The 13,225-nt window shown below is 44.1% G+C and carries 13 protein-coding genes; 10 read left to right on the forward strand and 3 right to left on the reverse strand.

Features of this window, described 5'->3' with window-relative positions:
- Nucleotides 1-101: 101 nt before the first annotated feature.
- The 3 genes from EKM92_RS06135 to EKM92_RS06145 are packed head-to-tail and all read left to right on the forward strand — an operon-like array spanning nt 102 to nt 2,308.
- Complete coding sequence (locus EKM92_RS06135) at nt 102-1,508, forward strand: IS5 family transposase (protein ID WP_125708961.1); 1,407 nt, start codon at nt 102-104, stop codon at nt 1,506-1,508.
- 30 nt (nt 1,509-1,538) lie between these two features.
- Nucleotides 1,539-1,967, forward strand: coding sequence for an IS3 family transposase (locus EKM92_RS06140; protein WP_225420735.1), 429 nt, complete (start codon nt 1,539-1,541; stop codon nt 1,965-1,967).
- Nucleotides 1,968-1,972: 5 nt separating this feature from the next.
- Nucleotides 1,973-2,308, forward strand: coding sequence for a hypothetical protein (locus EKM92_RS06145; protein ID WP_125708965.1), 336 nt, complete (start codon nt 1,973-1,975; stop codon nt 2,306-2,308).
- Between the two features lie 120 nt (nt 2,309-2,428).
- Here EKM92_RS06145 and spxB read toward each other — a convergent pair whose 3' ends face one another.
- The 3 genes from spxB to EKM92_RS06160 all read right to left on the reverse strand — a co-directional run bounded on the left by spxB (nt 2,429) and on the right by EKM92_RS06160 (nt 8,395).
- Nucleotides 2,429-4,249, reverse strand: a complete 1,821-nt coding sequence (gene spxB / locus EKM92_RS06150) for a pyruvate oxidase (protein ID WP_125708967.1) — start codon at nt 4,247-4,249, stop codon at nt 2,429-2,431.
- A 210-nt stretch (nt 4,250-4,459) separates the two neighbouring features.
- The gene (locus tag EKM92_RS06155) at nt 4,460-6,376 is read right to left on the reverse strand and encodes a restriction endonuclease FokI C-terminal domain-containing protein (RefSeq protein ID WP_125708968.1); all 1,917 of its coding nucleotides are present in this window, start codon (nt 6,374-6,376) and stop codon (nt 4,460-4,462) included.
- Nucleotides 6,377-6,457: 81 nt separating this feature from the next.
- Nucleotides 6,458-8,395, reverse strand: coding sequence for a Dam family site-specific DNA-(adenine-N6)-methyltransferase (locus tag EKM92_RS06160; RefSeq protein WP_125708970.1), 1,938 nt, complete (start codon nt 8,393-8,395; stop codon nt 6,458-6,460).
- Nucleotides 8,396-8,798: 403 nt separating this feature from the next.
- Between EKM92_RS06160 and EKM92_RS06165 the strand changes: the two genes are divergently transcribed.
- The 7 genes from EKM92_RS06165 to EKM92_RS06200 all read left to right on the forward strand — a co-directional run bounded on the left by EKM92_RS06165 (nt 8,799) and on the right by EKM92_RS06200 (nt 12,971).
- Entirely contained in the window at nt 8,799-9,182 is a 384-nt protein-coding gene (locus EKM92_RS06165) for a hypothetical protein (protein ID WP_125708972.1), read from the forward strand.
- A gap of 451 nt (nt 9,183-9,633) precedes the next feature.
- A complete protein-coding gene (locus tag EKM92_RS06170) occupies nt 9,634-10,023 on the forward strand; it encodes a hypothetical protein (protein WP_125708974.1) in 390 nt (129 codons plus the stop codon).
- Nucleotides 10,024-10,032: 9 nt separating this feature from the next.
- Complete coding sequence (locus EKM92_RS06175) at nt 10,033-10,422, forward strand: hypothetical protein (protein WP_125708976.1); 390 nt, start codon at nt 10,033-10,035, stop codon at nt 10,420-10,422.
- 837 nt (nt 10,423-11,259) lie between these two features.
- Nucleotides 11,260-11,484 (forward strand): hypothetical protein, encoded by a 225-nt coding sequence (locus EKM92_RS06180; protein ID WP_125708978.1) that lies wholly within the window; start codon nt 11,260-11,262, stop codon nt 11,482-11,484.
- 409 nt (nt 11,485-11,893) lie between these two features.
- Nucleotides 11,894-12,301, forward strand: a complete 408-nt coding sequence (locus tag EKM92_RS06190) for a hypothetical protein (protein WP_125708982.1) — start codon at nt 11,894-11,896, stop codon at nt 12,299-12,301.
- 11 nt (nt 12,302-12,312) lie between these two features.
- Entirely contained in the window at nt 12,313-12,582 is a 270-nt protein-coding gene (locus EKM92_RS06195) for a hypothetical protein (RefSeq protein ID WP_125708984.1), read from the forward strand.
- Nucleotides 12,583-12,599: 17 nt separating this feature from the next.
- Nucleotides 12,600-12,971, forward strand: a complete 372-nt coding sequence (locus tag EKM92_RS06200) for a hypothetical protein (protein WP_125708986.1) — start codon at nt 12,600-12,602, stop codon at nt 12,969-12,971.
- Nucleotides 12,972-13,225 lie beyond the last annotated feature (254 nt).

Consider the following 13,225-nt stretch of genomic DNA (forward strand, 5'->3'; position numbering starts at 1 on the left):
CAGCTCCTTAACCCGTTATCGTTGTATAATAGATGCATAGGAATTCCCGGTATTCCGTCAATCCCCATGCACTTTACACAACCCTATCGGAAGCGTTATCCATGGTTTATCGTCAAACAGTCACGCAACTCTCAATTGAATCCTTTGGTACTGCACTGAGCACACCGCTCAGTGCAGACAACGAGTGGGTTCAGCTTGCGGATCAAATGCCATGGCAGAAGTTAAGCGAGGCATACCAATTGGCTTTTCCTTCGAAGCTTGGCCGTGCTGGTAAACCATTTCGCCTGTTGTATGGTGCTCAGTTGATCAAGCAACGAACTGGTTTGTCTGATCGAGACGTTGTCGAAGCGATTCGTGACACCCCGGCTTATCAATACTTCATTGGTATCCCTCAGTATCAACTTAAAGTCCCATTCGATCACACGGCGCTGGCGTACTTTCGCCGGCGGATCGCGCCGATTTCTGAATTGATCCGCAATATCATGACCGATACGGTTCGGGAACGACTTCAACGCCACTTACCAACCAAGTCGGTGATGATCACCGACGCAACTTGTACTCCGGTGAATATCAAGTTTCCCCAAGATACGCATCTACTTAATCAGGCGAGAACAAACCTAGAAGATGACATTAAAGTCATGGCTAAACAGCTTCAAATTGCACCACCACGGACTTACAAGCGTGAAGCTCACGCAAATTGGACTGCCTTTTCACGCAAACCACGACGTTGGGGGAAGCTCACACAAAAGCAAATCAAAGCCCAACTTCAATACATTCGTCGCGACTTGCGCTATGTCGATGAGATGATCGACCAAGGTGCGACCTTGACCGCGGCGCGGGCTAAGCGACTTGGCGTCATTCGCTTAGTCTTTGACCAACAAGATTACATGTATCGCAACCACACGCATCGTGTCGAAAACCGGATCGTAAGCTTAAGTCAGCCGGAGATTCGTCCAATCATGCGAGGTAAATCAAAGTCCCCGGTTGAGTTTGGACCAAAGATCGATGTTTCGATCATGGATGGCGTGATTGACATTGAGCGTTTCTCTTTCAATGCCTTCAATGAAAGTGGTGACCTTGGATCGACACTTGATCACTACTACGACGTGCACGGCGAATATCCAGACGAGGTACTGTTGGACACACTGTATCGAACTCGCGAAAACATTGGGATGTGTGCCAACCTTGGTATCCGCGTGAGTGGACCGCGGCTTGGACGTAAACCAAAGCATGTGGATCCAGCACAGCGCCATCAGGATCAAGACGCAGAGAACCGCCGCGGCGAAATTGAACGCCGATTCTCGTTCGTAAAGGGTAATCTCGGATTGGATCTTGTCAAAGAGAAGACCGCAGAGACAATTGCGGTTGCCGTAGACACTGGTGTGGTCATGGCGAATTTGGAAAATCTTCTCGCAGTTTTAAGTAGACCAATTTCGATTACTGCCAAAAAGAATAAGACTGCGGTGAAGATTGATTACAAAGTTATCGTGGATTTGCCTGAAAGTTAGGGCTAATTCACCAGCCACTATATATCAGCCATTACTGATGAAGCGAGCCGAGAAGTACTCGCCATCATTGTCAGCAACTCACCGAATAAAACACTGATCAAAGACACGTTGGACGAGTTGAAGAATCACCTGATGCCAGGATCTCGACCCATCCTTCATTCAGACCAAGGTTGGCAATATCAGATCCCAGCATATCCCAATCAGCTGGAACTTATGAATATTGCGCAAAGCATGTCACGCAAGGGGAATTGCCATGATAATGCGCCAATTGAGAGCTTCTTCAACCTGCTTAAGCGAGAGTGTCTGAATTATCTAAAATTCAACACGATTGATGAGCTTCGCCAGTCAGTGAATGACTATGCCCAATGGTTTAATAATGAGCGGATTTCAATGAACATTGGCGGTATGACTCCAGTTTGGTACCGCGAATTGATGTGCACTGAAGAACTGGAGGCGTGAGGTTTATGAAGATTTATGGGGATTACAGAATGACTGAATCGATGATTGAATTCTATGGTACAAATCTTGGACATTTCAATCAATATTTGATCAATAAAGATGATGTCCTAGAAATCCATAGAGAGTTCCATGATTTATTTGAGTCGGACGAGGACGTTGCCTACTATGAGATTTGCGTGCCTGGCGTGGCAGAGTTGCTTATGGTGAAGGCAGCCGAACTAGAGAATAAGGTCAAAAGCTTTCGAACGAAGACTTCCAATTCGTTCTTCAGGAATATGACCAAAGGATTTGGACTGTTCAAGATGATCCAGATAAAAAAATCTACCTTCCGTGGAGGGTAGATTCGATGAAGCGGTTTTGGAAGCATCAGGATGATCCTTTAGATATTCCATTTTAGTGGTTGTGTACAATTCTTTGTCTAACTTTTGTATTGCACTTCAGAGCGAAATTACTTTTTAAGATTAAAAACTATACTTATTGTCATTGTTGTCTTTAATGTATCTCGACGTCATACCTTGTGCTTCTAAGTACTCACGGAATGGCACTAGATCATGTGCTTCATATTTTTCCTTGTAGGCTTCAACAACTGATTCGCTATACAAATTAGTGTCTAACTTTAGGGTTTCAACAGGAATAGGACGGTCTTTGGTGATTTTTGCATCGACCACAACGACGCGACCTTGATTGTAATAATCAAGTGCTTCTTTCATTACCCGATCAATATCTTCAATTCGGCTGACGGTCAAACCAACAGCACCCTGTGCTTCGGCAATTTTGGCATAGTCAACATCCGTGAAGTCAACGCCAAAGTTATACGTATTCGTGTCTTCATACTTATTTTTGATAAATCCGTATTCTGTATTAGTAAATACAACGTTAATGACGGGTAACTTATAGCGCACGTTGGTAACAACATCTGGATAAGTCATTGAGAATGCCCCATCTCCCATCAGGTTCCACACTTGACGATCCGGATAGGTGTTTTTGGCACCAATTCCACCTGGCAAGCCAATACCCATTGTGGCAAACAACGGTGATGTCCGCCACATATTCTTGTCTGTCATGTGCAAATGACGTACGGACATCTGGGTGACATTGCCGACATCAATTGAGAAAATAGCATCATTTGCTGCGTATTTATTGATAGCATTATAAACTTGATAGGCCTGTAAATCACCTTCAGTTTTTTGCTCAAGTTTATTCATATAGTCACGCCAATTTTTGACGTTAGCCACGTTTGCCTGCCACCATGGCGAATCGTTTACAGGTGATACTTTAGCTAGAATAGACTCAATCGCTTCACCTGCATCCCCTAGAATAGCGACGTCATTTTGATGACGCTTACCCAACATTGCTGGGTTATTGTCAATTTGTATGAACTTATTCACGTTTCGGAAAGTGCCTTCAACTTCGGAGAATGGGAAGTTTGTACCAACAAACAGGACAGTATCAGCTTCAAGGATAGCTTCGTTAGCTGGCTTCCAACCAACACGGAAAGTGGAGCCAGTGAAACCTTCAAAATCCCAATCAAATGTTTCAAAATTTTTACCTGTTGTAATAATTGGCGCTTTCATTTTACGAGATAATGCTTGAACTGCTGATCCATGCCCCATCGTACCAATTCCCGCATAAATTACTGGGCGCTTAGCTTGGTTAAGAATATCGACAGCAGCAGTAATATCTGATTCATCGACTGGTTCGGACTTATATTCTTTATAAGTTAAACCCGATGAATACAGTGGCGTCGAATACAGTGAGTCAGCATCAATCTCTGTAAAGCCAAAATCAGCCGGTACTTCTAGTACAGCTACGCCACGTTTGGCAATTGCAGTTCGAATGGCATCATCAACAAGATGTGGCAACTGTTCTGCGGTTGCGACACGACGGTTATAAACAGCTATATTATCGTACATTGGATTCTGATTTAATTCTTGAAACGAATCCATATTTAACTCGCGTACTGGTTTAGAGCCTAAAATAGCCAATACTGGGATATTATCCATTGCCGCGTCATAAAGACCATTTATTAAATGCGTTGCCCCGGGCCCACCTGAACCAACAGCAACACCCAATTTACCACCGAACTTCCATTGCATAACAGCTGCCATAGCGCCAACTTCTTCATGTTTGACCTGCAGAAATTTGATTTTATTTTCCGGATCGCCCATCGCATTCATCAACCCGCTCAAAGTACCTGATGGAATACCGTACATCGTGTGAACGCCCCATCCTGACATAACTTTTAAGGCTGCTAATCCGGCCGAAATTTTATTATCTGACATGCTACTATTTTCCTCCTAAACATGAAAGCTTTGTAATCGCTTTCATTTCGATAAATAAAATTATATACGAATTTGAAATTAATATCAAGCGCTTTCATAATTTATTCACTTGTGCTCATTGCTTTGGTATCAAATGATTCAGCTTGTTTTATGAACATCATTTCACAAAGTATAGCATGTTAGCTTATTAGTGGCTGTTCAACTAGGCCACTATATATTTGCAACAAGTTGATCGTAGTACTCGTCATGTTCAATGGCATCGTTAGTCCAGTCTCGCAGGAGTTGAGTATGACCATACTTGTTGTTGGTAAGGTAAACTTCTGAGGTAAGCAGAAGTTTCTCAACGGTGGTTAATCCACCACGTGCGTTGGTACGGGCACGTAAGTCTTTGAGTAGCTTTCGATAGTTTCCGGTAAATGACCCAGATACGTACATAAAGCTTAGGTTGTCATCAACGTTAAGTGATTCTGGAACCTGTGTCCACCATGTTGAAGTACGATTGGAGTCTCGTGCACGCACATCGTCAATGTATCGAGCAACCTTATCCGTGTTGCCTGCGAGTGAGTAGCCATTGTCGTAAGCTTTCGTGTCAACGATTAGGAAATTACCATCGCTGTCCCATGCAATACCGTCAGGTTTGTTTGCACCACCTAAAGAAGCTCCATCAAAATCTAGATAAGTTAGTAGTAGTTCCATGGTCATTGATTCAAGCATTGAATACTCTGAGTTTTGTGAAGAGTCGAGAGCCAGTTCGACAAGCTGCAGATATCTATGATCGACATGCGCAAGCAGCGGACGAAGTTCGTCTTGCTGTCGTTGAACATTGTCTTTCTTGGGTAGCTGGCTAGCAGTGATCGGTATTTCGAAGTCTTGAAGTGGGTCCTTTAGTACATATTTATTACTGGAGCTTGTATCAATTTGAATTCCAATCCCATTCAGACCTTTAATATGATCAGATACCTCTTCCCCAGAAATGGTTGTACCTTCGAAAATAGGCATCTTGTTTACTTTGTTTGCATTGATTTTGTTAGCAATCTGACCAGCAGTTAGACCATTGGAGTTATCAAGTTCCATAAGGATTAAAGCTCGAATGGTACGTATGTAGACAACATTGCCTTTTGTACACAGCATATCCCATGTAATAATTTTTGTGGTTCGTTTGTGTTTAGAGCGTCCCAAAGCTATTCCAAGATTTTCACGCCCATATCCCGTTAATTTATACGCAGTTAATGAGAAGTGACTATTTTTTCCAGTTTTTGGATTCTTATAGCTGAACGGTTGAGGAATAATTGAGATTAGTTTCAATTTGGATAGCATGCTTGCTATTCCCCGGATATATTTATCGCTCGTGCTTTCCCAGTTGCTTTTAATTTTTTTGATTCGAAAGGAATCACCGGACTCATACGCTTCAGTGAGGGCGCCGACATACAGTTCTTCACCAAAGCTAGTAAATCCAGCTTCACCAGCAAAACCAAACGTTTCTCCAAGCTGAAATTTATTGAGCCCATCCTTATTGTTTTCAAGCGACCTCAAAAAGGCTACGGCATACGGATATGACATAAAAGCCAGCTGTAGTAAGGTCAGCTCGTCGCTGGTTAACTCTTCCGACACCAAGTGTTTAGCCTCGGCCAGCTGTTTTCCAAGCCTAGTTAAGCTTATGTTACCGTTAATTCGGTTCCAGTTCAGCAATCCAAGTCCAATCGCTGAACTGATAAAGTTGCGAATTGGCCAAGCACGCATTGGAGTTTTGAATACATTACCGCTTGGATCAGTAGGAATTGACTCATCTTCATTTTTGGCAATACTTTGTCCATCCATAATTGCAGGCAGTACACTCCTAATTTTCCAAACAGCCGGTTTGCCCGTTTTCTTAGGATACTCGGATGCGAGATCATCAGTGGTTAGTAGTACAGGTTCAGTGGAAAGCTTGTTAAGTATAGAGTTTTTTAATTCTGGTTCATCTCCGAATTGCCAACTCATTTTTGCCTTAGCTTTCCTCTGAATTGAGGAGCCAACAACAAACACCTGTAGCATATCAATCATCGAACGCAGTGATCCAACATCTTGTCCAAGACCCGTTGAGAAGCGCTTAACCTTCTTAGGATAGTAATTTAACGTGATAGCCATAGTGTCCTCCCGATTTGTTCTTAATTCAATAATACCAAAAAAAGCCCAGCAAAGGGCCTTGAGGGATAAGTTATTTATTCATTAATAGTTAGTAATTAGGACTTCACGGCTACCCAGATTTACAGTGTTGTGTGATGAGTTTTGGTATCCATAGTTCAACTCGTGTACGGTGTACCTTTGACTCCACTCTTTGAGCATATCATTACTTTTACCCTTATGATCAGTAACGTTGCTCAACGCAAACCTAATCTGTCTTGCTGTCAAACCATCGAGAATTTCATATAGCTGTTTCTCTTGTTTTTCCGTCCAGTTCACAAAGCCGCGATTACCGTCATTATATGAACCCGTAGTTATCAGATAGGGAGGATCAGCATATACGAACGAGTTATCTGTCAGATGTGAAAAATCGAAGTCTGTAAAGTAATCGTCTGTAAAATGAGCATCAATGCTGTTAAGCTTTGACACAAAGCGAAGCATGTTGTTGGCCATCCTATCAGAAAAGTGGCTTCTATTTCGACCAAATGGATTGTTGTACTGAAGACTGTTATTGAAACGAAACTGGTAATTAAAAGAGTACGATACGAGTACATATAGGTCTAGAGGATTGGGGTTAGCATTATACTGTGCACGAAATTTTAGAAAGGCTTCTTCATTAGTTTTGGATAGTTGGCATTCACTGATTCGGTCTCTGATGAGACTCAGTAGCTCATGAGGATCCTTATTTTGAAGGAATCGAAATAACTCATTAATTTTTGTGTTGATGTCGTTAAAAAACACCTTGCTAGCACTGGAGTTTATACCAACGTTGCCGCCGCCGCTAAACAAGTCAACAAAAGTATCAATATTTTTCGGAAACAGAGGCATTATTTGTGGTAGCAGCTTGTACTTTCCACCGACGTAGTTAAGAGGACTCTTTATGAATCCCATTTTTGAGGAGGACTTTGTAGTTTTAATTGGTTTGTATGAAACAGTTCGTGATTCATGAGGACTGTAATTTTTACTTCGAAAGTAGAATAAGATCTCCTGCACACTTGTTTCAGAATTAACAATTTTTGACTTATATTTTCTGTATGAAACATGTGTGACCTCAACTTCATTGTTGATTGCATTAGCCTTCAGAATTGACAGCAAGTCCGCTTCACTCAGAAGACCGTCTGTTGAGTAACTAACTACAACATGCTTAAAGTTCAAACTTGAAAACAAAGCAATCATGGCATCTAATACTTTTGACTTCATCGCAAAAGTGGATTTTTCGTCTGTATAATCACGTTGTCCAGTAACACCCTTTAACGGTTGTTTGTCCCACCGTGCAATTGATTCTAACACATGATAATTCGAAGCATATTGTCTAGAATTGTACGGAGTGTCGATGTAGACAATATCACCACTAATATGATTAATTAAATTAAGAGAGTCTTCATTTAAGGCCTGGTTTGCAACGTGGTTATTTATCACCTGACTAGGAACTAGTTCAATCGGTTTGTAAGCGCGCTTATCCCAGTGTTTTAAGTACGCCCCATAGGTACCAGTAATATTTGAGACGTAAGGAATTCCTTGTAATAGAGCATCCAAAAGATAGAAAAATTCATCATCGTTTATTATCTTTGATTCATGCCATCTTTCAATGGTATCACGAACGAAGTCTATCCGGCGAGCATTTTCCGGTGTTAGGTACATTCGTTTTTTTTCTCCAATTGGAGAGTAGTTAATTGTTACGTAACCATCGGGAACATTAGTGATATCGTGTGACTGTAGGTACTTAATTGGATCAGACACGCCTATCGAGTTAAGTTTCTTAAACTTGGGTATATCGTTCATTTGAATTGAGGCACGAGCAATAACGTAGGAAAAGTACATAATGTCGTTGGAAACAATTTGATATTGTTCCTTGAAGTACTGACCAACTGAATTAGAGCCACCAAACAAGTCCACAAATGTCTTCTCGCTACCGTCAACATGTTTAGATATAACGTTAGCAATTTCGGGTAACATGTTTACTTTACTACCAATGAATCTCACATTTTCACATCCTATTACATCCTTGTTTGTGTACAGCATAGCACAACAAGATTTCATCGTCTAGATAGGACGACGAAGAAAATTTCACACCCTTGCCTAATATGCCGCTGACCGTAAGACGTCGCAAAAAATCCCCGCCAACTCAGCCCTCAATCGGCTCAAACTTGGCGGGGATTTTGGCGGGGAACGTAACGAATTCCCCGCCAATCGTATCCTTTGTATCTTCCGAAAATGCCGTTAAATCAACATTCCGGACTCAATTTACATGTACCTTTTATTCCCAACAGATGAGATTATTGTATGAGTGGCCTTGAAAATTAAAGCCTATTATTCAGTACAATGGAAAATTGCGAACTTTCATGGGCGAACATCACGTCGCGAATATTGGTAGAATACCTTATTCATGTCCCTTTTGATCATTGCCGTCACAATTGTTTCAACGATAATGCTGATGGGCGAGATCATGCAAAATCCCGCTAAGTTCGCAAGTACAGACAGTGGATTGGCAATTTTCGCACACCTCATTGGCTTTGTCCTGATCTGGGCGGTATTTGGAATTGGCACCATACTACCGATGCTGGCACAAAGCGTGCGCCGGTTTCGCGACGCTGGAATCCACTGGGGAATTTTCGTTGGGCTTCAGGTCCTCGGAATCATCGCAGATATTCTAATGTTTAGCGGGAAAACGGGAATTGCCTATGTTTTATCTGGAATCGCCGGGATTGCCGTCTTCGTGATCACATTGCTGCCAACAAAGAATCCCCCGATCGACGATCCAATCATTTAATTTCCATGATCACGTTCAGCAAGTCCGTAGCCTGCACTGCAAAATCGGCAATGTAGGCTGCTCCTCAAAGTGACGGCACGGCCCAAGGGCCCCTTCGTGCTCGTCACGCACACGCAGTCGCATTCTTCACTTGAATCAGTCTTGTATACGATCAATTTAAGACCTTCCGGATCAAAGCTCCGTGGCGTCCCGTCAAGACCTAAAAGCGGTAGAAACTAGCAAGCTAGTTTCAAATCATAGAACTGATCTACGTCTTTCGCGCTCCGCCTAACGCCGCTTTGCGGATACACCAGCCGACCGTCCCACACAAGGGGCGGTATTTTTTTGCAAAAAACGCAAACAAATCCCTACGGCACTCCCTTGTGTGTGCCGGTCGGCCAGTGTTACGGCTACGACGTCGAAAGTCGCAGATCAGCTCTTGAGAGCGTCGAAATTGAAGGAGGAACCGATTTTGAAAATATCAATACAGGAGCCCGTGGAACAAGTCAACGTTTTGCCAATAATTGATGTCACCACAAACGAGAACGGCCAGCATTGGAGTGTAAATTTCGTTTCAGAGGTACTTGCCAGCGGAGCCTTTAGTTTGGAAACTCGCAAAAGTGTCCTTGATGAGGAATACGACACCTCAAATCTCGATACCGTGGTTAATGAAGGCGCGGCCTACCTCATTGATTACAGTGGAAACTCAGTCTATTCAGAGGCCGGTACAACGCTTGAGCAAGTCCTGTCTACACTGGAATCTTTTTTTGCACATTCTGTCTACGTCAACGGCGATGATTGGTATCATGCACTGATTCGATTTGGTGCGAGCCTCGTTCAAGAACCCATGCACACAAACTAGGAGGATACTATGAAAACAACTTACGATGAAATCATCAAACAATCATGCGACAAGTTAGCTCAAACAATAAGCGACATGACTTACTGCTACGAAGAAACGAACGTACCCAAAAAACACTACAAGAAACTGCTATCCAAGTCGATTGAAGAAGTCTATGCCGATTCCGTCAGCCTCGAAATTACCAACAACTACTACAAGATGTTAGCGTCCCTAAACAAAGGCAATCGCAAATGGTTTGTGGAAGCAATGCTATATATAGAGCTTTGCACCGCGCCTGACAAGGCTGGCGCAGAAGTTAATGGAAAGGTCAGTCGCATGGCTGATGCCATTATGGCTCAAAAGGCATCGATGATTGACCCCAAGATTCTTACCACATTAGCACCAACGCCAACACGCTAGCCCTGCCTAGTTGCAATACCAAAACCATGACATAATATTGACACAACGAGTGCTGAATCCTTACATCATCAAGGTGTTCAGCACTTTTTTGGTGGAAAAAAGTAGCCGGCGATTCAGTGCAGTTGGCAGTGGTAGGCGGCATGAATCAGCGAAGTCCACGCTGATCCATGCCGGCTTCGCTATCTCTTATCGTAAGTTCTGAGGCAGTTTAGGCGGTTCAGCGGACAACCACCAGTCTGGGGTGCTTCTCCTCGACGATTTGTTTCGATTTCTAAGCCAATTCATTGCAATATATCTGTATATTCATTCAGTTTCATTTTGCTCCATTCCTCCGTTTCCGGGTCCGGCTGGGACAACGGCTTCCAGATCAAAGCCCGATCTACAAGCCGTTTTGAGAAGCGATGGCTCGCCAAGCCGACTCGCTCATCGCGGTTACTTTGTGCACGTTTCTTAGACAGCGGCTGGGCAACGATTCAAATGACCCTAGATCCAAGGTTTTCGGATATTCAGTGTTCAGGATAGGCAACAGCATAACCCACGCGGCAACGCCGCGGGCGCTAGCGCCGAGACTCCTTCTAAGGAAGGTTCTCGTGGCCTTGATTCGTACATTAGACCAGCACCAGGGGCACTAACCGACAAGTCGGCAAGTGGCCCCTAGGTTCGGAGACAAGGGCCGCAAAAACTTTTGTTCCACAAGCCCGGTTCCTCAAAACTTTTTGACTTGCGCTGCACTTACCCTTGTCGCCTCACCTGCTGCCGGTGCGAATGTGTCATCAAGACGGCTCGACAAAAACCTTCCTTAGAAGGGCCCGCCGCCATAAACAGGAGGACTGCATCATGAACGAAGTAACCACGAAGGACTACACCACCATCAAGCAAGAACTTAAGGAACATAAGCGAGTTTGCCACCTTACCAAGTCAGAGTTTCAAGCCATTCTAAGCGCATACGCCACCAACGACTGGCAATCGGTTTATGCAACTCGACTATACAAGAATCACGGCGGCGAATATTGCCTTCTCTTAGAGCTTATCGCTAAGCGCACTACCGCTATACCCGCATAGCGCCTAACAATTTTCGTTCAATCATCATTCACTTTAAGGAGGTGGTGCTTATGAGATAACCAGAGCTTCGACAAAGCGCAATATCCGCATGACTACGGAGGAAATTCACCTTGAAAAACAAACCAAAAAAATCAGCGTTGCCGCGGCAACGACAACACTGATTTCAACGGCAGTAAATCGTTGCAGTCAAAGACTACTCAACAACTTGTATGCCTTATGTGAACTTGAAGAAGACGAAAAAATGAGCCTGGGAGAGCTATTCATTGGTGTCAGCGTCACGCTTGGAACGTCCCTCACGTTTCTCGCTTTAACCAGCTTCATCATCTTACATGGTTCAGCTTACAAGTAATCGGCACTTTTTTCAACTCAACGTTCCACACACTGTGGATAACTCAAAGGAGACAATACCATGAATGACATCGAAGCAATCTTTCCAGTGACGCGTGAAGTGTTCGACGCATTAGGTGTATACGTTCAATGCCACCAATTCCGGTTACTTGGCACGACCAACGTTAACATCTTGGAACAAACCATTACCCAATTGGCACGAATGAATTACGCCGCTAACTTAGCCTTCCATCACACAGAGCCTGAATGCTGGCTGGAACTTGAAAACTATCGGTACAGCCCGACGCGATCTGTCATGATTGACTTAGCTAACATGCTACCGCATTACAACCGTGCACGGGCGCTAGAAGCGGTGCAACTAATCAATGAGAGCTGTGGCCCGCTCAAAACCGCCGACGATCAGATATTACTTGGTAGTCTAGAAGAACGGCTTACAGCACCCAAAGACCGTGTCGGGTTATTAGCTTAGGAGGCGGTAACATGACCCAAACGATATTAACCGTACATCAGTACTCATGGGAAATTCGGGTCTTTGGTCAACGCGAACGGTTTCTAGCCATGACCGACCAGATTATGAGCGACTTTGGCTTATATGTCGCACCAACTTGGTTAGCCCTTAAACGAAGCGATGAAGTACAAGCCGGGCTCTGGTATTTAGCCCAATACTATGACCACGACACCCATACTTTTGCAGGACTAGAAATGCAATTAAAGGCCAACATACTGACAATACGACAATTCGCCAACTAAACAAGGAGGGCATCAATATGGCATGTTATGAGCGTTTCGATGATGACTACCCGCTAGCATTGATTGAGCAAAACATCTTCGACAACAGAGAGCTTCAATCACACAGACCCGTTTTCTGCTATCCGCTTCATTGGGATAACCCCGCAGTCAGTGCGCTGGTCTTCGAGCCAATGGCACTCATGTATCAAGAAGACGAACACGGGCAACGCTACTACGTTCTATACCCCGTGTCTTGGTCAACACGCACGCATTCAGGTTACCACCTAGTGACCACCGATCTACACCACGCCTTGTCATTCAAGACGGTTACCGCTAAACGCCGGGCAATCCTAGCGATTATCCGTGTTAGTGAAAACCGCCGTGAAATGGATCATATCATCAACAATTAGACCAATGCAAATAGGAGACGATTGGAGCATAAGCCCCGATCGTCTCCTTTGATTTTTCCAGCATTGATTGTGCGCGGGGCGGCTCAGCGTGGCCGGCCGTTCCAGCCGGGTGCCGTGGGGGCGCCTGGCCCGCCCACGCGGCACTGCAACGTTGTTCGCCGTAGCAAGGCTTCGGTAAAGACAACGTTATTGCGACGGCACGGGAAAAACCACCCGCACACGTCGCTGCTCGTGTCTATCCCGCCGCCTTCCAC

This window comes from Lacticaseibacillus porcinae, from assembly GCF_003946305.1.
Taxonomy (GTDB): Bacteria; Bacillota; Bacilli; order Lactobacillales; family Lactobacillaceae; genus Lacticaseibacillus; species Lacticaseibacillus porcinae.